Below are 20,263 nucleotides of genomic sequence, written 5' to 3'. Positions count from 1 at the left end.
GCGCCCAATACCGTTCCGATTTGCACGCCACCGTGACAGTCACGTAACAGCGCGAGGTGGCGGGCCACATCGGCGGCGATCGGCCGCCTGTCCATGGCAAACCGGTCGCGACCCGACCGTTCAATCGATGCGGTCACTGTTCTCGTCCTATGTGTTGATGAGTGCCGGCTGCGATGCCCTGCCGAGCACGACCCGCGCGCCGGCCCGTTCGACACATCGCGCCAGCGACAGCGCCGTCCGCAGCCCGGCGTTTGAGATTGTGCGTTTCCGGTGGAGCGCGGCCGCGCCGCGCAGGACGGCGCTCGCCAGCCTCAGCAGCACGATCGCGCCCCATCGCCGGCCGCGACTGAGCGCGGTCACGCTCCCACCGTGGCGAGCTGGACGATCCGCAGCAGCACGAGGCCGGCGGCGACGACGAGATAGCCGCGCAGCACGATCATCCAGATCCGGCTCAGCGGGCTGAGCCGCGCCGGCGGCAGCCGGTCGAGCGGCGGCATCCGCCAGCTGTCGCGCTCGACATGAAAAGACTCTCGCGGCGGCTTGCGCTTGAAGCGGAACGACGCGTGACGGCGCGACGACATCTCGTAGAACTTGACGGCTGCCGTCACCAACAACGCGAGCAGGCTGCCGGCGACGAGGATGCCGATGATCCACGTCTCGCCGAGATCGGGGAACAGCACCGCGGCGGTCAGGATCACCGACAGCATCACCAGCCCCGCGATCACCGCGCCGGTGAACAGGTTCAGCCTGACGGAATTGACCCAGGGCCCGAGGATGTGGCGATCGTTGCATAGCAGCAGCAGGAACACGGTCGCGCTCGGCAACAGCACGCCGGCCAGCGTCTGCACCGCGTTGGTCAATAGTCCGAGCGGCGTGCCCGGCGTCAGCACCAGCGCCGCCGCGAGCACGATCAGACCGCAATAGACGCTGTAGAAGCCCTTCGCGTCCCACGGCTTGCGGTGCAGCGAGTGCTTGACCGCGAACACGTCGCCGATCGCATAAGCGGTCGCGAGGGAGACTGCCGCAGCACCGATGATGCAGGCATCGAGCAGCGCAAGGGCGAACAGCACCGCCGGCAGCCGGCCGGCATATGTCTCGAGGCAGACCGCGGTCCCCAGCGCGTCGGTGTAATTGCCGAATTCGGGCTTTCCTGCGAACACTGCCGCGCAGAACGAGATCATCGCCACCGCGCCGACCACGACCAGCACGATGCCGATGCACAGATCCATCCGTTCATAGCGGATGAAACGCGGCGTGATCCGCTTGTCGACGATGTAGCTCTGCTGGAAGAACAATTGCCACGGCGCCACCGTGGTACCGACGATGGCGACGATCAGCAGCATCACCTCACTGAGCTTGGCGTCCTGCGGCATCTTCGGCACGAAGAAGTCGGAGGCGATCTGCCCGACCGGCGGATGCACCATCAGGATCACGGGTACCAGCAGCAGGCTGCCTGCGACCAGCGCGATGCCGAAGCGTTCGAAGCGGCGGAAGTCGCCAGTCGAGACCGCCAGCATCACGATAACAGCCGAGGCCAACACGCCCCAGAACTGCGAGACGCCGAGAAAATGAAGTGCAAACGTGATGCCGATGAACTCGGTGACAATGGTCAGCGCGTTCAATACCAGGAGGTCGATGACGCTGAAGGCACCCCAGAACTTGCCGAAGCGCTCGAAGATCAGCCGCGCATGGCCGACCCCGGTGACGGCGCCGAGCCGCACCACCATCTCCTGGTTGACGTAGAGCACCGGGATCAGCAGCAGAAGCGTCCACAGCAGCGCGGTGCCGTAATTCTGTCCGGCCTGGGTATAGGTGCCGAACGCGCCGGCGTCGTTGTCGCCGACCATCACGATCAGGCCGGGGCCGACGATCGCCAGCAATGTCTTCAGCCGGGCCAGCAAGGTCGCGCGCGGCGCGGTGTCGTCGCGAGCGATGCTGCCGAGCGCGCCGTGGATGTCGCCGGCACGCGCGATGTCGAGAATGGCGGTTCGTGTGGTCTTGCTTTCGGTCATTTCGCGTCTCCTCGCCGCCTTTCGGCACGGCGGGAGGGACGCAGGCGTCGTCAGGCGCGCACGTCTCCGCTGCCGTGAGCAGCGGCATTTCCAGATGTGATGCAGATCGAGAATCCCGTTGCCGCGCCTGAATGCCGCGCAACGGGGCAACTAGGTCCTTCGTCCATGTCGGTCTCCTAAACCAAGACAACTACTTCCGACCGAGCAGCGGGCGCCGCTTCACCTCGCCCCGCGTGCGGGGAGAGGTCGGATCGCATCGTCAGATGCGATCCGGGTGAGGGGGAGCTTCCGCGAACTCAGCTATCACCGTGTGCGCGGAGACGGCCCCTCACCCCAACCCTCTCCCCGCAAGAACGGGGAGAGGGAGCGGCAGCACCGTCGTTATCAAGCCCGCCCTCACGGTCGGCCTAAGCGCACAGCCGTGGCTTCGCTGCGGCGCGTCGCTGCTGATCGAGATCACCGCCGCTGTCGTCGACGATCCAACGGCATTCCAGGCGGCCGTCGATCAGGACCCAATGACAGGCCGGGGTTGGACGCCGGCGGCGGCCCGCCAGGCGGCGAAAGCCCGGCAGGTTGTCATTGCAATGAATGGCGGCCGGCGGCGGCATGCGCCGCGGCTCGACAACGCGCCGCGGGCTTGCTTGCCGGAATTTTGCGAGCTTTTCGAACATCGCTCACCTCCACTTCCGCTGGTCGCGGCAGGCCGGTGAGGAGCAGTGGTCAGCTTGGGCGCGACCACCCGTCCACGCAGGCGAGATCTGCGCGATCAGTCTTGCTGTGTTGCGGCGTCACCAGTCCCGGCATCGCCGGACTACTGTCGCCTGAGTTGCTACTGCCCATGTGCCTTCTGTGCTGGCTCGTGGATCGACTTGTCTCCGGGGCCAGAACCCCGGGGCGGAACGAACGTTCCCGCCATCGGGCACTACGCCCGCGACAATGGCCTGTCAAGTCGATTCGGCTATCCTCCGGGGAGGATCATAGCTATCCTCCCCGGAGGATAGGAGAGCCAGATGTCCGACGACCATCCGCACGCGGCGATCGCCAGGCGCCTGAAGCGCGCCAACGGCCATCTCGACACCATCGTCGAGATGATCGAGCAGGGCCGGCCTTGTGCGCAGATCGCCCAGCAATTGCAGGCGGTGGAGAGCGCGATCGAGAGCGCCAAGAAGGCGCTGATCCACGATCACATCGGTCACAGCCTGGAGGAGACGCTGAAGGCATCGGGGCCGAAAGGGCGAGCCGTGCTGCGCGATTTCAGGCTGGTCGCGAAGTATCTGTGATCGCTGCGTTCAAGAATTGACCCGCCCGGGGGGATCGCCGGACGGGTCGGTTGCGACACGGGGTGGATGAGGACCCGTGCCGAACGCAGGATCCGCAACCCTGGGAATTGCGTCGATCAGTAGGAGCAGCTGCGCACGCGGCCGATGTAATTGCCGTAGGCGTCGAACTGGCGCACCCAGCCGCAGCGCCGATAGCCACCGCCGTAGTAATAGCCGTCGCTGGCCGCGATCGCGCTGCCGACAACGGCGGCGCCGACGAGACCTGCGCCAACGCCCCAGCCCCAGCCATAGGGCTTCGCTTCAGCCTGCGACGTCGTGGACGCGATGGTGCCGGTCACGGCGAGCGCGGTGAGGGCGAGGGCGGCGAACTTGGTCTTGATCGACATGGAATACTCCATCCTGTGTGGGCGGCGCCGGTGTGGTCCGCATGCCCGTTGGACGGAGGCTGTCCGGTTCCGGTTCGAAGATCGGGGCGGAAATATGGTTTCGCGAATTGTTTCGTCGCGCTTGTCAGGACGAAGCAATCGCGGTCATTTGCCGCGAAATACGCCGGGATCGAACCTGTCGACATCGGCGAGCAGCTCGCAGAACGCGCGCGCGCCGTGCTCGATCAGCTTCTCGCCCTTCTCGGCCGAGGCCTTGGTCGCATCGCCGATCGCGCCGCTCGGATTGAGGTCCTGCGCCTGCCAGGCGAACGGCGCCGGCCGCTGCGTCGACAGAAAGCGATAATCCTTCTCGATCCGCACGCTGGCCGGCTTGAAGTCCGCGATCGCATCCTTGCGCACGGCGTGCGGATATTTCGCCAGCATGATCGAGGTCTCGACCGCGCCGCCATGGATGCCGTGGCGCAGTTCGCCGGCGTCGAACAGCCCGTCGGGCGCGCCGAAGCGCGACCAGCTCGTGGTCACCACCAGCATCTGATGGTGCGCGCGCAGATCCTGCGCCACCAGCTGCATCGCGGCGGAATTGCCGCCATGGCTGGTCACGATCACGAGCTTCCTGACGCCTGCGCGCGCCACGCTCTCGCCGAGTGCCATCCAGCTGTTCAGCGCCACGTTGGTCGGCAAGGTCAAGGTACCCGGAAAATCGATGTGCTCGGTTGAGATGCCGACCGGCTGCAACGGCAGGAACGTGGCGGGAGTGGTCGCCGGCAGCAACTCTCGCACCCGCGAAAGATAGGCCTCGCCGATCATGACGTCGGTTCCGAGCGGCAGATGCGGCCCGTGCTGCTCGGTCGCGGCCAGCGGCAGCACCGCGATCCAGTGCGCGGCCGTATCCTTGGCGATATCGGGCCAGTGGATGGCGGTCCAGTCGCGGGGCGGAAGCTGAGAAGTCATCAAGCCGGTCGTTTCAATACAAGCGTTTCACGGGATGGATTTGCAGGCTAGTTTGTTTAACATCATAACGGGTTCGCGTCTCCGGGCGCGGTCCACGTCTTCCCGCCTTCCATCATGGGCCATAATGATCGACGGAGTCCAACCATGATCCCGGCCTTTTTTCTGCGAGCGTTAACCACAAGCCTTCTGACCGCCGCGCTTTGCGTTGCCGCGGCGCTTGCCCCGGCGCGGGCGCAGACCTCGGACAAGACCTTGGACAAGGTCTCGTTCGGCACCAATTGGGTCGCCGAGGGCGAGCATGGCGGGTTCTTCCAGGCGCTCGCCGACGGCACCTACAAGAAATACGGCCTCGACGTCACCATCGTGCCCGGCGGTCCCAACGAGAACAACCGCATGCTGCTGATCGCGGGCAAGCTCGACTTCTTCATGAGCGCGAACTCGCTGCAGACCTTCGACGCCGTCACCAACAACGTGCCGCTGGTCGCCGTCGCCGCCATGTTCCAGAAGGACCCCCAGGTCTTCCTGACCCATCCCGAGGTCAAGGCCACGAAGATCGAGGATCTGAAGCCGCTCACGCTTTTGATTTCGAAGGAGGGCATCACCAGCTACTTCCAGTGGCTGAAGTCCGAATACGGCTTCGACGAGAACAAGGTGAAGCCCTACACCTTCAATCCGCAGCCTTTCATCGTGAACAAGCAGACCGCGATGCAGGGCTACGTCACCTCGGAGCCTTTCGCGGTCGAGAAAGCCGCCGGCTTCAAGCCGAACGTGCTGCTGCTCGCCGATTACGGCTTCAACTCCTACTCGACGCTGATCGAGACCCGCCGCGACCTGGTCGACAAGAAGCCTGACCTCGTGCAGCGCTTCGTCGATGCCTCGATCGTCGGCTGGTACCACTACGTCTACGGCGACAACTCGGCCGGCAATGCGATGATCAAGAAGCTCAATCCCGACATGAACGACGAGCTGCTCGCCTATTGCGTCGCCAAGATGCGCGAGCACGGCATCGTCGATTCCGGCGATTCCATCAAGAACGGCATCGGCGCCATGACCGACGAGCGGATGGCGAGCTTCTTCGACAAGATGGTGCGGGCCGGCGTGGTCAAGAGCGCCATCGACTATCGCCAGGGCTACACGCTGCGCTTCGTCAACAAGGCGGTCGGCGCCGAGCTCCGGCCGAAGAACTGACGGGTGCGGACGGGCGATGGCGGAGCCTGCGTTGTCTGGATCTGATGCAGCGTCGGCTGTGCGCCTGCGCGGCGTCAGCAAGACCTATGACAGCGGCGTGAGGGCACTCGGGCCGCTCGACCTCGACGTGAGGCGCGGCGAGTTCGTCTCGCTGCTCGGGCCCTCCGGTTGCGGCAAATCCACCGCGCTGCGGCTGATTGCAGGTCTCGCCACGCCAAGCGCCGGCACGGTCGAGGTCTCGCATCATGGCGCGGAGCAGCGCGGCAGCCACCGCATCGGCTTCGTATTTCAGGAGCCGACCCTGATGCCGTGGGCCACGGTGCGCGACAATGTCCGCCTGCCGCTGAAGCTTGCCCGGCTGCCTGCGACCACCGCCGACGCGCGCATCGATGCGGCGCTGGATCAGGTCGGGCTTGTGGAGTTCGCGAGAGCCTATCCGCGCGAATTGTCCGGCGGCATGAAGATGCGGGTGTCGCTGGCGCGCGCGCTGGTCACCGATCCGGATGTCCTCTTGATGGACGAGCCGTTCGCGGCGCTCGACGAGATCACGCGGTTTCGCCTCAACAACGACCTGCTGTCGCTGTGGCGCACCCTGCACAAGACCGTCATCTTCGTGACGCACTCCGTGTTCGAGTCGGTCTATCTTTCCGAGCGCGTGATCGTGATGACCGCGCGCCCGGGCCGGATCGGCGCCGAGTTTCGCATCACCTCGCCGGAACCGCGCGGCGAGGAGTTCCGCACGTCGGCCGAATACGCCGCGTTCTGCCGCGAGGTCTCCAGCGCGTTGGCGCCATCCTATGCAGGGCAGGCGGGCGCATGAAATCTCCGCAAGACCTCGTCCGTTTTCTGCTGCCGCTTGCGGTGTTCGCCGCTGGCCTCCTGCTCTGGGAAGCCATCGTCCGCGGCTATGGCATCCAACCTTACGTGCTGCCGAGCCCGCTATTGGTGCTGAAGACGCTGGTTGCGGACTGGCCTATCCTGTCGCAATCGCTCGGCGTCACGCTCCTGACCACGCTCGAAGGCTTCGTTGCCGCGGCAGTCGGCGGCATCGTGCTGGCGCTATTGTTCAACCAGTCGAAATGGCTGGAGTATTCGCTGTTTCCCTATGCCGTGGTGCTGCAGGTTACGCCCGTTATCGCGATCGCGCCGCTGCTCCTGATCTATCTGCAGCAGCAGACCGCGGTGATCGTCTGCGCCTGGATCGTGGCGTTCTTTCCGGTGCTGTCGAACGCGACGCTCGGCCTCAATTCGGTGGATCGCAACCTCGCCGGATTGTTTCAACTTTATGGCGCCTCACAGCTGCAGACGCTGCTGTTCCTGAAGCTGCCCGCGGCGCTGCCCTATATCCTCGGCGGTCTGCGCATCGCCGGTGGGCTGTCGCTGATCGGCGCCGTGGTCGCGGAGATCGCGGCGGGCAGCGCCGGCGCCGGCTCGGGCCTCGCCTTCCGGATCGCTGAATCGGGCTACCGGCTGAATATTCCCCGCATGTTCGCGGCACTTCTGCTGCTATCGCTGGCCGGGATTGTCATTTATGGGTTGCTGGCGCTAGTTTCGCACCTGTTGTTGCGGCGTTGGCATGAAAGCGCGTTAGGAAAGGACAGTTGATGGCCCCGATTTCTTCCGAAAAGATCGATCTGTTGATCTATGGACCGATCCGGCCAATCCTCGAAAACGGCTTTCCCGATCAATACGTGCTGCACCGCGCTGAGAGCCGCGGCGACCTCGAGCGGCTGACGCCCGATACGATGGCCAAGATCCGCGGCATCGCCGTCACCTATCACACGATGGCGACCGACAAGACCGCGCTGGCGATGTTTCCGAAGCTCGAGATCGTCGGCAGCTTCGGCGTCGGCTACGACCACGTCGATTCCGCCTATGCGCGCGATCACAATATCGTGGTCACCAATACGCCCGACGTGCTGACCGAGGAGGTCGCCGATGTCGCGATGGGCTTGTTGATCGCGACGTTGCGCGAGTTCGTCAAGGCCGACCGCTATGTGCGCTCCGGGCTGTGGCAGACCCAGAATTATCCGCTCAGCGTCGGCTCGCTGCGCGACCGCAAGATCGGCATCGTCGGCATGGGCCGGATCGGCCAAGCGATCGGACGCCGGCTCGATGCGTCACGGGTGCCGGTGTCCTATCACTCGCGCAATCCGTCCAAGGACGTCTCCTACAAGCACTATCCCGATCTGATCGAGATGGCGAAGGCGGTCGACACCTTGATCGTCATCGTGCCGGGCGGCGCCTCGACGGCGAAGATGATCAATGCCGACGTCTTGAAGGCGCTCGGTCCGCGCGGCGTGCTGATCAATGTCGCGCGCGGCTCGGTGGTCGACGAGCCGGCGCTGGTCGCGGCGCTGAAGTCCGGCACCATCCTGGCCGCCGGTCTCGACGTGTTCGCGGCCGAGCCGAACGTGCCCGACGAATTGAAGGCGATGCAGAACGTCGTGCTGCTGCCGCATATCGGCTCGGCCTCGGTGGTGACGCGCAACGCGATGGACCAGCTCGTGGTCGACAATATCAAGAACTGGTTCGCCGGCAAGCCGCCGCTGACGCCGGTTGCCGAAACGCCCGTCAAGGATCGCTGATGTCGTTGTCCCGCTTCAACGCCGTGCTGTGTCTGCTGCTGGCCGCGTGCGGTCCGGCAGCGGCGCAGGACGTCACGACGTTGAAGAAGGACATGATCGGGCAGTGGGAGCTCGCCACCACCGAGCGCAGCAAGACCTGCGTCGTGACGCTGAAGAGCGATGCGGCGCCGCAAGGCTTCAAGCTCGAGCTCGAGCCCGCTTGCGCCGCCGCGCTGCCCTTCACCAAGGACATCACCGGCTGGAGCATCAAGGGCCTCGGCGACATCGTGCGGCTGCACAATGCCGCCGGCGAGACCGTGATCGATTTCACCGAGGTCGAAACCGGCATCTTCGAAGGCATGCGCACCAACGAGGGCGTCTACATCCTGCAAAACCTTGCCGCGGCGCGCTCGCTCGCCAAATCGATGGACCAGATGATCGGCGACTGGTCGATGGTGCGCGGCAACGGCCAGGCGATCTGCACGCTGGTGCTGACCAACACCGACGCCGGCAACGACAATTTCCAGGTGTTCCTGAAGGGCAAATGCGATCCCGCGGTCGCTTCCTTCAACCCGACCATGTGGCGGCTCGATCACGGCCAGATGATCCTGATGTCGGCCAAGGGCGAGACCTGGCAGTTCGAGGCCGACGACAACGCCCAGTGGCGCCGTGTCCCGGACAGCGCCGATCCGCTGATCATGCTGCGGGAGCAGTAGGTCGGGGCTGGCTTCGTGGCCCGCATGAGCGCAAGCGATATGCGGGATTTCGCCGGTGCATTCCCCGGGTATCGCTTCGCTCACCCGGCTACGGGATTGCCACAAGCTCCGTGTCGTCCGCGCCTAGTGCGCAATTGCGCACGGGAGCAGGGACCCATAGCCACGATGCCGGTTGGTTTTGCGCGGCTGTGGCCATGGCTCGCTTCAGCAACTCAACCCAGTGGTTATGGGTCCCTGCTTTCGCACTAGTGCATCTACACGTTTGTCGGGCCATTTGCGAGGATTTGGAAGCGGGCCATTCCGGTGTGGAAGGTGATTGGTCCAGGTGGACGGTGGGAGGCGTAGCCGGTCCATCCGCCGAGTTTTGCGATGATCCATGCCGCCCAAGCAAGGGTGTTGGGGCGATGGTGGTTTTTCTGAAGCTCGGTGCGACCTTTCATGGTTTTGTTGATGGCCCTGAGCGTCTCGATCTCTTCTGCGGTGAAGACAAATTCAGCCGGCAATTCTTCGCCACTGTTGCGGGCCTGAACGAGTTGAATGACGATACATGCCGCTCTGGTGGCGACCGCCACGAGCTTGATCAGGCCTTCGGCGCTCTCGATCTGACTATCCTCGATGCGCAAACCCTGGCTCTTCAGCGAGCGAAAGAGTTGCTCAATGATCCAGCGCTGGCGGTACCAGGAGACGATCTGCCAGGCGTCTTTAGCGGTGGCGACCGGATGAGTGGTCAGGAGCAGCCAGCGAATGGGCTCCGCACCTCTCGGCGGATGCAACTCGACCACTTCTACGAAGCTGAGTTTGATGCCCTCCGCCAAGTCGGTGACGCCGGGCCTCTGCGGCCGCTTGAGCACGACGGTTCCGAAGCGCATCGAGAGATGGGCCTGCCGGCCGCGCCGATCCATTCGCTGCGGCAGATCGATCACCGCGTTGTCGCAGAAGCGGCTCCGCTCGACCGCCTGATAAAGTGTGTCGCCATCGACCAGCGCATGGTCGTGCATGGCACGCGACAGAAGATGGACATTCTCAGCTGGCGTCAGCGCCCAGTGAGCAAAGAAATCCCCCTCGCGGTCGTTGACGACGGTGATCATGCGGGCATCTGCCAGGACGTCGCGGCCTTGCTCGGCGGCCGTCACCCAGCGCGCCGACTCCTTGTCGGCCAAGGCGCGCCGCTCATGCGGGATTTTTACCTTGCCTTTGCGCGTCCAAACGTTGCCGCCAGTAAGGCCAAGACAGACCCCGCTGTCGGCATCCACCGCCATCATCGCATGCAACAGCACGCCGCGAGCATTGCCCTTGCCGACTTTGCCCAGCCCGCGCCGCCGTCCCGCCTGGGTCTGGAACTTGACCTCGCTCGTATCCTGGATCGCCAGCACATGACGCCCGCTGACCGCAGTCCGCGTCTGCGCGCTCCAGCCCTCAATCAATTTATCGATCGTGACTTGGGGGTTGTTCACAAACCGCCAGAACGCCATATTGGCAGCCCAATCGCCCCGGGCCATCTGGCGCAAGCAGACGCTGCGCGTGCAAAGCATAGCCCGGAGAAGCGTCGCCCCCTTTTGTCGAGACGAACGTCCCCGAACTCACCCAAAGACAAATCCGGCTGCATCGCTGGCGCTCCTTCGAATCAAAGCGCCAGTGAGAGAATCATACAACATGCTGCAGAGACGCCACTTCTTGCTGCACCGAGTCAATCTGTCGCGCCCCAAAACCGTGTAGACACGCTAGCGCGAAAGCAGGGACGACAAGGATTTGCTTCTGCCCGAAAAAAATTCCCTTTCCCATGTCGATTCACCCCCTCCCGGATCGTCGTTCCCCATAGCGAGCCGGTCTTGCGGCGATCATCGCCGCGTCTCGCCCAACAGGAGTTTTCCGATGCGCTTCATGTATATCGTCACCTCGCCCCAGCCTCCGGGCCCGCCGACGCCGGCTCTGATGGAGGCGATGGGCAGGCTTGCCGAGCGGGAAATCAAGGCGGGCCGCATGATCGACACCGGCGGGCTGTTGCCGGTCGCGATGGGCGCCCAGGTCCGCATCACCGACGGCAAGCTCAACGTCGTCGACGGGCCCTTCGTCGAGACCAAGGAGATGATCGGCGGCTATGCGATCTTCGAGCTCCGCAACAAGGAAGAGGCGGTCGCCGCCGCCGTGGAGTTCATGCAGCTGCACAAGGAGCATATGCCGGGTTGGGAGGGAACCTGTGAGGTTCGCCCATTCGCCACCCCGGGCGCCGACGGCGGTTGTCAGGTCGATGTGTCCGCCTGCGCCTGATGCGCCGCGCGAACAGGGCGTTCGCAAGCGAAGTGGACGCCGGTTCGCGTGAAGAAAACGCGTCAGGACGAGAATCCAGGTCGGCGGCGATGACGGCCGCCGACATCCAGGCCACGATTCTTGCGGTGTGGCGCATCGAGCAGCCGCGGCTGATCACCAGCCTGTCGCGGATGCTGCGTGACGTGCCGCTCGCCGAGGACCTGACCCAGGAAGCGCTGGTCGCCGCGCTTGAGCATTGGCCGGCCGATGGCGTGCCGGAAAAGCCCGGTGCCTGGCTGATGGCGACGGCCAAGCGCCGCGCGCTCGATCATCTGCGCCGCAACCGCATGCTGGCCGAAAAGCACGGCGTGATCGCGCACGACCTGGCGCGGGAGCAGGAGACCATGCCCGACTTCGATGCCGCGCTCGACGACGATATCGGCGACGAATTGCTCCGGCTGATCTTCACCGCCTGCCATCCGCGCCTGTCGCGGGAGGCGCGCGCCGCGCTGGCGCTCAGGATGATCTGCGGCCTCACCACCGAGGAGATCGCGCGCGCCTTCCTGCAGGCGGAGGCGACCATCGCCCAGCGCATCGTGCGCGCCAAGCGCACGTTGTCGGAGTCAGGCCTTGCCTACGAGACGCCGCGTGGCGAGGAGCTGTCCGAGCGGCTCGCCTCCGTGCTCGAGGTCGTCTACCTCATCTTCAACGAGGGCTATACCGCGGCAAGCGGCGACGAATGGCTGCGGCCGCAGCTCTGCAACGAGGCGCTGCGCATGGGCCGCGTGCTGACCTCGATCGCACCATCGGAGCCGGAGGCGCACGGCCTGCTGGCGCTGATGGAGTTCAACGCCTCGCGGATGGCGGCGCGCACCGATGCGTCCGGTGAGCCGATCCTGCTGATGGACCAGAACCGTGCGCGGTGGGATCGCCTGCAGATCCGCCGCGGGCAGCTCGCGCTGGCGCGTGCCCGCGAGCTCGGCGGCGCCGGCGGCTTCTATGTGCTGCAGGCCGCGATCGCCGCCTGCCACGCCGAAGCCGGAACACCGGACGCGACCGACTGGCGCCGCATCGCCGCGCTGTACGGCGATCTCGCCGCGCTCTTGGATTCACCCGTGATCGAGCTCAACCGCGCAGTTGCGATCGGCATGGCCGAGGGGCCGCTTGCCGCGCTCGCGATCGTCGACGGCCTCACCGATGAGCCGGCGCTGAAATCCTATCATCTGCTGCCGAGCGTGCGCGGCGATCTGCTGAATAAGCTGAGCCGTTTCGCGGAGGCGCATGCCGCGTTCGAGGCCGCCGCCGCATTAGCCGGCAATTCGCGCGAGCGCGAGTTCCTCAAGCGGCGCGCCGCAATCGCTGCGCGTGCCGCGCAGGATCATGGCTGCCGCTGACGGCTCCGCGATTCCGGCGGAGCGAAACCATGTAGCCCGCATGAGCGAAGCGACATGCGGGTCTTTGCCACGAGCGACCCCGGGTGTCGCTTCGCTCACCCGGGCTTCACAAGGTTGCTGCGGGTCGTCGTGTCCGCGATTTCGACTCAAACCTGCGGCATGCTCGGACGAAATTCTCTCGGACCGGGAACTGCCACCATGACGAAGCCATCCGTGCTGGCGATCGGCCTCGACCCGACCTTCGTCGATCTGTCCGTCATGCCGCAGTTCACGCCCGAGCTGGTGCGCAGCTATCTCGACGCGCAGATCGACGGCCTGCGGACGCTCGGCTACGACGTCGAGAGCTGCCTGATCGACCTCGGCGATACGGCGGAAGCCGTGACGGCGGCGGCCCTCAACGCGCGCCGCTACGACTGCGTCGTGATCGGTGCCGGGCTGCGCGAGCCGCCGGAGCGGCTCTTGCTGTTCGAGACGATCCTGAATCTGGTGCACCGGCTCGCCCCCGATGCCGCCATCTGCTTCAACACCAGGCCGGCCGACACCGCCGCGGCCGTGCAACGCTGGGTCAGGCCGTAGGACGCCAGATGGGCGTCGCCTTGCGCCGGCGATCGGGCTCGGCGCGCTGCCCGCCGCCCAAGGCGGACACTCGGGCCGGCCCGATGCCGGCATTGGCCCGAGGCTCGCCGCGAAGGCCCGGCGGTTGTTGCCGGCGGCAACCTATGACACCATCCAGAGTCCGATTTGCTTTAGACTTTGGAAGCCTATGCCGCGCCGCAAATTTGCCTGGGAAAAGCTGACGGACGAGCAGTTGCTCGCGCAACCGCTCAATCGTCTGAGGGTTGCCGTCGAGGGCACCTGGCTCGCCGATTGTGTGAATACTCTCTATGAGGAGCTCGAGGAGCGCGGCATCCGGTTGCGGCCGCACACGTGGATCTCGAGCGAATGGTTCAGCCCGGCAGATGTGCCCGGCATCGCGATCCCGTTCTACCTCGCCCATCCCCGCCTGATGAAGCTCGAGAAGAAGATGATGCTCGACGTCGAGGGCGCCTCGTGGTCCGAATGCATGGCCATTCTCCGCCACGAGGCGGGGCACGCCGTGCAGCACGGCTACCAGCTGCAGCGCCGCCGGCGCTGGCAGCAGCTGTTCGGCCCGTCGTCGCAGCACTATCCGCGCTACTACCGGCCCAATCCGGCCAGCCGCAATTATGTTCAGCATCTTCGGCTCTGGTACGCGCAGAGCCATCCGGATGAGGACTTCGCCGAGACCTTCGCGGTGTGGCTGCGGCCGCGCTCGAACTGGCGGACGCGCTATGCCGGCTGGCCCGCGCTGAAGAAGCTCGAATATGTCGACGAGCTGATGGGCGAGATCGCCGGCAAGCGGCCGCTGCTCCCGACGCGCGAGCGGGTCGATCCGCTGCATACGCTCAAGCAAACGCTCGCCGAGCACTACAGGAAGAAGCAGGCATTCTACGCCTTCACGCCGCCGAAGACCTACGACCGCGATCTCTCCAAGCTGTTCTCCGCCGATCCGCGGCATTATCGGCGTCCGCCGGCCGCGGCCTTCATCAGGCGGCACCGCGCCCAGATCAGGCAGCTGGTGGCGCGGTGGACCGGCGAGAACCAGTTGACGCTCGATGCCGTGCTCGATGATATGATCTCGCGCTGCCGCGAGCTCAATCTGCGTGCCGTCGGCCCCGAGCAGAAGCTCGTGACAAACTTCACCATTCTGCTGACCGCCAAGACCATGCACGCGCTGTTCGGCCCGTCGCGCCGGAAATGGATCGCGCTATGAAACAGCTTCGCATTCTGGTGCTGATGCACCCGGATTGTGTGCCGCCCGACTCCAGCGATGGATACAGCGCGCGGGAGATCAACGAGTGGAAGACGGAATACGACGTCGTCAGCACCCTGCGCGCGGCCGGCCATGAGGTACGTCCGCTCGGCGTGCAGGAGGAAATCAAGCCGGTGCGCGACGAGATCGAGGGCTTCAAGCCGCACGTCGTGTTCACGCTGCTGGAGGAGTTTCACTACGACGTCGTGTACGACCAGCACATCGCGAGCTATCTCGAGCTGATGAAGATCGCCTATACCGGGTGCAACCCGCGCGGCCTGATCCTGGCGCGCGGCAAGGATCTGTCCAAGACGCTGGTGCACCATCGCCGGATCCCGGTGCCGGCCTTCGCCGTGTTTCCGATGCGCCGCAAGGTCAAGCGGCCGCCGCGTCTCGAGCTGCCGCTGATCGTCAAGAGCCTGAGCAGCGATGGATCGCTGGGTATCTCGCAGGCGTCGATCGTCGATACCGACGAGAAGCTCGCCGAGCGCGTCGCCTTCATCCATGAGCGGATCGGAACGGCCGCGATCGCCGAGCAGTTCATCGAGGGACGCGAGCTCTATGTCGGCGTGCTCGGCAACAACCGGCTGCGGGTGCTGCCGGTGTGGGAACTGAAATTCGGCAGCATGGGCGGCCCTGCCGCGCGCCAGATCGCCACCGAAAAGGTCAAGCACGATACCAGCTATCAGGAGCGCGTCGGGATTGTCGACGGCCCGGCCGAGGATCTCACGCCGGAACTATCCGCCCATATCCAACGGCTGGCGAAGCGCATCTACCGGACCCTGGGGCTCGATGGCTATGCGCGCATCGACTTCCGCCTGTCCACCAATGGCGTTCCGTATTTCATCGAAGCCAATCCCAACCCCGAAATCGCCAAGAGCCAGGAGTTCGCGACGGCCGCCGGGCATGACGGGCTGGACTATCCGGATCTCCTGCAGCGCATCGTGACGCTCGGAATAAGCCGCGCCAAGGCCGGCGCGTCGCTGGGCTGACTCGAGGCCGCTAGATCATGATGCGTTTCCACAGAATCGCATCATGATCTCATCTCCTTGTTTGAGCATGATCTTTTCGGAAAACCGGTTTCCACTTTTCCGGATCATGCTCTAAAGGCTGCGCTGCATCGGATGGCGTCGCGCATCCTTGGGGATGAACATCGCAAACGTTTCCCTAACGCGCGCGGCCGGCGTCACGGTGCCGGCGGTCGCGGAAACAGGGGCTGCCGTCAGATGAAACGCGTCCGGTTCCGGCCAGCGCCGTGCAAGGATTTCGTTTACCGAAACCGGCATGGCGAGCCCATCGCTGCGGCAGCTGTCGTAGACGTACAAACCGGCAAGAAAAATCGATACGACAACAAGGATCGTCCTGAAAATCGGCATTGTGCTTGCGCCTTCTTGATTGAGGCGAACAATGCCCGGTGACGGTGAACCGCGCGTTTAGTGCTGCGGCCGATCGGCCGATACGGTTCCCAACTCATGAATGGGCTTGCGTAAACGGCCCGCTTACCAATGCCTTCAAGGTTGCGGCAACCAGCTTTCCTCACCGGCGGGAAAGAAGTCTCTGGCATTGAAAGACCAACAACAAGACTGAGGAGGCACCATGTTCGTCGCCATTCGAGTCATGATCCTGATCGCCAGTGCATACGCCGGCTCGGCCGTTGCAGAGATGCAGTTTGCGCCGCTGCCGAGCCTTGCGGCGTCGTCCGCGCCGTAGCGCCGGCAAGCGAGGCGGCGCACCTTACGCCGGACTGGGCGCCACCTCGCCGACCCCGATCGCGCGGGCCGCGTTTTCCGTCATCCTCGTCGCCGTCAGGCGCAGGAAATACAGCGACAGTCCCGGGTTGCGCTCGCAAAGCTTCCTCAGTGCGCTGTCGCTGATCCAGAGCAGATCTACATCGGTCGCGGCTTGAGCGGTTTGCGTGCGGCGGCGCTCGAGCGAAAACAACCCGATCTCGCCGAACAGTTCACCCGCCGATACCCCGCGATCGATCTCGGGAAACGTGACCTCGCCGGACACGACCATGTACAGCAGGTCGGCGTCGTCGCCCTTCCGGAAGATCGTTTCTCCCGCCTTGAGATGCTTCGGCTGCATGAACGGCTGCAGCCAGTTCGGAGAAAGGTCCGTCGCTGCAGCACGCTTCGCTTTCCGAAGCAGCCGAACCATCTGGAACAGCAACACCACGTTCAGGGGCAGCAGAATGATATGCAGGATGAGCACCGGGTAGATCCGGTCGCCCAATCCATAGCTGATGAATGCCAGATTGCTGAATATCGCGACAGCGCGCAGGCTCAACATCGTACTCATGCAGAACGTCAGCAACACAAGCGCCGACGCCAGATAACCCAAACCATCGATCAACGTCATGACAACGCCCACTGGGAAACGAAAATTGCAAGCAAACCGATCTGAAAACGACCGGCAACATACACCAGTGCGCTCAGTTTCCTGAGCGGAAATATCGCCGGCCCACGCTTGCGGCGGTGCACGCGTCGTGACGCTGCCTCAGCTCGACGAACGCGCGCGCGAGGCGACGTGAATGGCGCGGGTCTTGCCGGATTTCGTTTTGGCGGCGACGACGGTCGGGCGCGCCTTGCCGAGCCGGGCCGCGCCCGGCGAGCTCCTTCTGAGCAGCAGCGCGAGCCGCTTGCGTGTGCGGCCGGCGACCGACCTTGCCGTCTCTCGCGCGGCCTCGGCCTTGCGGATGATCGTCGTCACCGCGGACGTCGGCGACGCCGCGACGAAGGCGACATCCTTCGCCTTCGAGAGGCCGCCTATGCCTTCGCACGGCGCTTCGCCCGGCAAGTCGATGCGGATGGCGAGCGTCTCGGCACGCTCGATCCAGTCCTCCGCCTTGGTGCCGGTGATGATCCGGACATAGTCGCGGGTCTCGCGCGGCAGCTCGCTCTGCCGGGCGAGCCATTTCTGGACGCGGCCGCTGCCGGCATTGTAGGCGGCCGCCGCCAGGCCGAGATTGCCGAAATCGTCGCGCAGCTTGCGCAGCAGTCTTGCGGATGCCGGCAAGGCCTGCAGCGGATCGAAGGGATCGTCGAGCCCGACTTCGGCCGCCGTCTCCGGCCATGAACTGCGCAACGCCCTGCGCACCGGCATGGCTGATTTCGTTCGAGCGAAAGCGGCTCTCCTGCCAGATCAGCCGCGCAAAGAACGCAACGGGGATTTCGCTCGCCTGCGCCGCGTCCTTCAGGCTGTGGCAGAATTTGTCGATCGCGGACAGCTGCGGCTCGGCCGCGGCATCGCTCGGCTGCGCCGCAGGCGCGGGCGTCTTGTCCGCGTCCGTCGCAGCGGGCGCCTCGCTGGCATCAGCGCTTTCGATAAAGCGCGCGGCAAACGGAACGGCGTCGGATGTCGCGTCGCGCGAGAATGTCGGGGCTTGGGTTGAGGCGTTGATCGAGCCGGGCGAACGATCGAAATCGAGCATCAAGACAAGAAACGCGGCAAGCGCCGCGATGACAAATCGCATTTGCTTCCAGAGACCTGAATTGTGATGTGAGTTGCGCGCAAATGCACTTCGGATCACGACTTTTTAGCGGGTCGATTGCGGCGAAGCCGCGAAATCAGCTGTTCCGCCGTGGAACTTCGCCGCTGTTCGCATTGGAACTTCGACGCTTTCCGTAGCTTTACGGAAGATGATCACGTTGGGATGCACGATGTTCCGACCGTTTTCCGTTGCACGTTTTGCGATTGCACTTTTGCTTGTGTCGGCCGCGCCGGCGGTGGCCGCGGGTCTTGATGCGGCCGCGATCAACGACGTGGCGGCGCCGCCGGCAAAATTGCCGGACCGTGGTCAGCTCAACGCCTTCGTTGCCAGGCTCGAGATCCTGCTCGACCGCGCGCATTTTTCTCCCGGCGAGATCGACGGCAAGCTGGGCGACAACGCGCAGAAGGCGCTCCGGGCGTTTGCCGACGCGAATGGATTGTCCTTCGACAAGGCGGTGACGCCGGAGCTCTGGAGCGGGCTCACAACCGCCAGCGAGGGGCCTGCGATCGTCAGCTACACGATCGTCGACGCCGACGTGAAGGGGCCGTTCGCGAAGAGGATTCCCGCGAGGATGGAGAGCATGAAGAGCCTGCCGGCGCTGGGCTATACCAGTCCGCGCGAAGCGCTCGCCGAAAAATTCCACATGAGCGAGGCACTGCTTCAGGCGCTCAATCCGGGACAGAAGTTCGACAAGGCCGGCGAGACCATTGCGGTTGCCAACGTCGTCGACGCCGGAAAACCGCCGCAGGTCGCGCGCGTCGAGGTCGACAAGACGCGGCAGGCGCTCAGCACGTTCGATGCAGCAGGTAAGCTGCTCGGCTTCTATCCTGCGACCGTCGGCAGCGCGGAGAAGCCGACGCCGAGCGGAACGCTCAAGGTGACGGCGATCAACAAGAACCCGACCTATCGCTACAATCCGAAATACGCGTTCAAGGGCGTCAGATCGAAGACGCCGTTCACGATCAGGCCCGGTCCGAACAACCCGGTCGGTGTGGTCTGGATCAACCTCTCGGGCGAAGGCTATGGCATTCACGGCACGCCCGATCCCGGCAAGGTCTCCAAGGCGGAGTCCCACGGCTGCGTCCGGCTCACCAACTGGGACGCGCAGCGCGTCGCGGCCGGTGTCGCGAAGGGCACCCCGGTTGCGTTCATCGATAGCGCGACAAGCTCAGCAACGGCGACGCGCTGACCTTGACGCAACATCGTTCACAGATCAGCAACCGACAGAAATGTTGGCGCGCTCGGCCGCGGGCCAGACGCCCGCGCGCTCGGGAGATGATGCGCAGCCGGCGAGCGAAGCGGCTCCGCTTTCCAAGCCTAGCGCAGGATTCGCTGGTATGCCAATGTCGCGTCGTGCCAAACCCGCAGGAGGTCAGCATGCGAACGATCATAACGAACATAGTGGGAGCACTCTGCGCCATCGCGATGGTCGCGAGCGCACACGCAGCGGTCAAGGAAGAGCCGGTCACCTATACCGACGGCGAGACCACGATGAAGGGCTTCGTCGTCTATGACGACGCGACCCAGGCCAAGCGGCCCGGCATCGTCATGGTGCACGAATGGTGGGGCATCACCCCGCATATCCATAACGAAGCGCGGAAGTTCGCGGAGCAGGGCTACGTGGCCTTCATCGCGGATATGTACGGCGACGCCAAGACTGCCGACAACCCGAAGGATGCCGGCGCGCTCTCGGGCTCGGTGATGAAGAACCCGAAGGTGATGGAGCAGCGCTTCAATGCCGCGCGCGAGCAACTCGCCAAGCAGGCCTCGGTCAATCCGCAGCGGATCGGCGCCGTCGGTTACTGCTTCGGCGGCGCGGTGGTGCTGAACATGGCGCGCACTGGCGCCGATCTTGCCGCCGTCGCGGGCTTCCACGCCTCGCTCGGTCTCAATACCCCCGCACCGGCGCCGGGCACCATCAAGGCGAAAATCCTGATCCTGAACGGCGCGGACGACCCGTTCGTGAAGCGCGAGCAGTATGATGCGCTGAAGAAGGATTTCGACGCCGCGAAGGCCGATTACCGTATCGTCGAGTATCCCGGCGCGGTTCACGCGTTCACCAACCCCGAAGCCACCGAGCTCGGCAAGAAGTTCAATTTGCCGCTCAGATACGACGCCAAGGCCGATCAGGAATCCAAGGCCGAAGCCGCAAAGCTGTTTGCCGCCAACCTCAAGAAATAAGCAAAAGGGCCACCTAA

At 64.6% G+C, this 20,263-nt stretch carries 21 protein-coding genes and 1 pseudogene; 13 read left to right on the top strand and 9 right to left on the bottom strand.

Features of this window, described 5'->3' with window-relative positions:
• Positions 1–147: 147 nt before the first annotated feature.
• From ACVWZM_RS15650 to ACVWZM_RS15640, 3 genes are all read right to left on the bottom strand, one after another.
• Entirely contained in the window at positions 148–360 is a 213-nt protein-coding gene (locus ACVWZM_RS15650; RefSeq protein WP_253588197.1) for a hypothetical protein, read from the bottom strand.
• A complete protein-coding gene (locus tag ACVWZM_RS15645; protein WP_456853805.1) occupies positions 357–2,012 on the bottom strand; it encodes an NRAMP family divalent metal transporter in 1,656 nt (551 codons plus the stop codon). The genes ACVWZM_RS15650 and ACVWZM_RS15645 overlap by 4 nt, the downstream gene beginning before the upstream one ends.
• A gap of 407 nt (positions 2,013–2,419) precedes the next feature.
• The gene (locus ACVWZM_RS15640) at positions 2,420–2,683 is read right to left on the bottom strand and encodes a hypothetical protein (protein ID WP_057020120.1); all 264 of its coding nucleotides are present in this window, start codon (positions 2,681–2,683) and stop codon (positions 2,420–2,422) included.
• A gap of 339 nt (positions 2,684–3,022) precedes the next feature.
• On the opposite strand from ACVWZM_RS15640, the gene ACVWZM_RS15635 reads away from it, so the two are divergent.
• The gene (locus ACVWZM_RS15635; RefSeq protein WP_016840607.1) at positions 3,023–3,292 is read left to right on the top strand and encodes a metal-sensing transcriptional repressor; all 270 of its coding nucleotides are present in this window, start codon (positions 3,023–3,025) and stop codon (positions 3,290–3,292) included.
• Between the two features lie 116 nt (positions 3,293–3,408).
• On the opposite strand, the gene ACVWZM_RS15630 is transcribed toward ACVWZM_RS15635, so the two are convergent.
• Both ACVWZM_RS15630 and ACVWZM_RS15625 read right to left on the bottom strand, forming a co-directional pair.
• Positions 3,409–3,678 carry a hypothetical protein gene (locus ACVWZM_RS15630; RefSeq protein ID WP_057020179.1) on the bottom strand — a complete coding sequence of 90 codons (270 nt, stop codon included), beginning with the start codon at positions 3,676–3,678 and terminating at the stop codon, positions 3,409–3,411.
• Positions 3,679–3,822: 144 nt separating this feature from the next.
• Positions 3,823–4,629, bottom strand: a complete 807-nt coding sequence (locus ACVWZM_RS15625; RefSeq protein ID WP_456853803.1) for a creatininase family protein — start codon at positions 4,627–4,629, stop codon at positions 3,823–3,825.
• 144 nt (positions 4,630–4,773) lie between these two features.
• On the opposite strand from ACVWZM_RS15625, the gene ACVWZM_RS15620 reads away from it, so the two are divergent.
• The 5 genes from ACVWZM_RS15620 to ACVWZM_RS15600 are packed head-to-tail and all read left to right on the top strand — an operon-like array spanning position 4,774 to position 9,100.
• Entirely contained in the window at positions 4,774–5,817 is a 1,044-nt protein-coding gene (locus tag ACVWZM_RS15620; RefSeq protein WP_253588192.1) for an ABC transporter substrate-binding protein, read from the top strand.
• 16 nt (positions 5,818–5,833) lie between these two features.
• Positions 5,834–6,637, top strand: coding sequence for an ABC transporter ATP-binding protein (locus tag ACVWZM_RS15615; RefSeq protein WP_229191285.1), 804 nt, complete (start codon positions 5,834–5,836; stop codon positions 6,635–6,637).
• Positions 6,634–7,422, top strand: coding sequence for an ABC transporter permease (locus ACVWZM_RS15610; RefSeq protein WP_253588191.1), 789 nt, complete (start codon positions 6,634–6,636; stop codon positions 7,420–7,422). Before ACVWZM_RS15615 ends, ACVWZM_RS15610 begins: the two co-directional genes overlap by 4 nt.
• Entirely contained in the window at positions 7,422–8,405 is a 984-nt protein-coding gene (locus ACVWZM_RS15605) for a 2-hydroxyacid dehydrogenase (RefSeq protein ID WP_076832688.1), read from the top strand. Before ACVWZM_RS15610 ends, ACVWZM_RS15605 begins: the two co-directional genes overlap by 1 nt.
• Positions 8,405–9,100 (top strand): AprI/Inh family metalloprotease inhibitor, encoded by a 696-nt coding sequence (locus tag ACVWZM_RS15600; RefSeq protein ID WP_253588190.1) that lies wholly within the window; start codon positions 8,405–8,407, stop codon positions 9,098–9,100. The genes ACVWZM_RS15605 and ACVWZM_RS15600 overlap by 1 nt, the downstream gene beginning before the upstream one ends.
• Before the next feature lie 254 nt (positions 9,101–9,354).
• Here ACVWZM_RS15600 and ACVWZM_RS15595 read toward each other — a convergent pair whose 3' ends face one another.
• Positions 9,355–10,572 carry an IS4 family transposase gene (locus ACVWZM_RS15595; RefSeq protein ID WP_456853800.1) on the bottom strand — a complete coding sequence of 406 codons (1,218 nt, stop codon included), beginning with the start codon at positions 10,570–10,572 and terminating at the stop codon, positions 9,355–9,357.
• Between the two features lie 400 nt (positions 10,573–10,972).
• On the opposite strand from ACVWZM_RS15595, the gene ACVWZM_RS15590 reads away from it, so the two are divergent.
• The 5 genes from ACVWZM_RS15590 to ACVWZM_RS15570 all read left to right on the top strand — a co-directional run bounded on the left by ACVWZM_RS15590 (position 10,973) and on the right by ACVWZM_RS15570 (position 15,564).
• Positions 10,973–11,368, top strand: coding sequence for a YciI family protein (locus ACVWZM_RS15590; protein WP_076832680.1), 396 nt, complete (start codon positions 10,973–10,975; stop codon positions 11,366–11,368).
• Positions 11,369–11,457: 89 nt separating this feature from the next.
• Positions 11,458–12,741: an RNA polymerase sigma factor gene (locus ACVWZM_RS15585; RefSeq protein ID WP_057020111.1), complete on the top strand. Its 1,284-nt coding sequence runs from the start codon at positions 11,458–11,460 to the stop codon at positions 12,739–12,741.
• Positions 12,742–12,939: 198 nt separating this feature from the next.
• A complete protein-coding gene (locus tag ACVWZM_RS15580) occupies positions 12,940–13,317 on the top strand; it encodes a type 1 glutamine amidotransferase family protein (protein WP_076832674.1) in 378 nt (125 codons plus the stop codon).
• Positions 13,318–13,504: 187 nt separating this feature from the next.
• Positions 13,505–14,533 carry a putative zinc-binding metallopeptidase gene (locus ACVWZM_RS15575; RefSeq protein WP_057020110.1) on the top strand — a complete coding sequence of 343 codons (1,029 nt, stop codon included), beginning with the start codon at positions 13,505–13,507 and terminating at the stop codon, positions 14,531–14,533.
• Positions 14,530–15,564 (top strand): D-alanine--D-alanine ligase family protein, encoded by a 1,035-nt coding sequence (locus ACVWZM_RS15570; protein WP_050382451.1) that lies wholly within the window; start codon positions 14,530–14,532, stop codon positions 15,562–15,564. Before ACVWZM_RS15575 ends, ACVWZM_RS15570 begins: the two co-directional genes overlap by 4 nt.
• A 111-nt stretch (positions 15,565–15,675) precedes the next feature.
• On the opposite strand, the gene ACVWZM_RS15565 is transcribed toward ACVWZM_RS15570, so the two are convergent.
• The 3 genes and pseudogenes from ACVWZM_RS15565 to ACVWZM_RS15555 form a co-directional block, all read right to left on the bottom strand.
• Positions 15,676–15,948 carry a hypothetical protein gene (locus ACVWZM_RS15565; protein ID WP_253588189.1) on the bottom strand — a complete coding sequence of 91 codons (273 nt, stop codon included), beginning with the start codon at positions 15,946–15,948 and terminating at the stop codon, positions 15,676–15,678.
• Between the two features lie 358 nt (positions 15,949–16,306).
• Positions 16,307–16,933 carry a Crp/Fnr family transcriptional regulator gene (locus tag ACVWZM_RS15560; protein ID WP_456853798.1) on the bottom strand — a complete coding sequence of 209 codons (627 nt, stop codon included), beginning with the start codon at positions 16,931–16,933 and terminating at the stop codon, positions 16,307–16,309.
• Between the two features lie 138 nt (positions 16,934–17,071).
• Positions 17,072–18,005, bottom strand: a pseudogene (locus ACVWZM_RS15555) (lytic transglycosylase domain-containing protein).
• A gap of 229 nt (positions 18,006–18,234) precedes the next feature.
• Here ACVWZM_RS15555 and ACVWZM_RS15550 point away from each other — a divergent pair.
• Entirely contained in the window at positions 18,235–19,254 is a 1,020-nt protein-coding gene (locus ACVWZM_RS15550; RefSeq protein ID WP_076832888.1) for a L,D-transpeptidase family protein, read from the top strand.
• A 188-nt stretch (positions 19,255–19,442) separates the two neighbouring features.
• On the top strand, positions 19,443–20,246 hold the full coding sequence (locus ACVWZM_RS15545) for a dienelactone hydrolase family protein (RefSeq protein ID WP_244558952.1): 804 nt from the start codon (positions 19,443–19,445) through the stop codon (positions 20,244–20,246).
• Positions 20,247–20,263 lie beyond the last annotated feature (17 nt).

Source organism: Bradyrhizobium sp. USDA 4501, assembly GCF_054062115.1.
The sequence above is the reverse complement of the archived record's forward strand: the minus strand, read 5'-3'. Positions and strand labels throughout refer to the sequence as shown.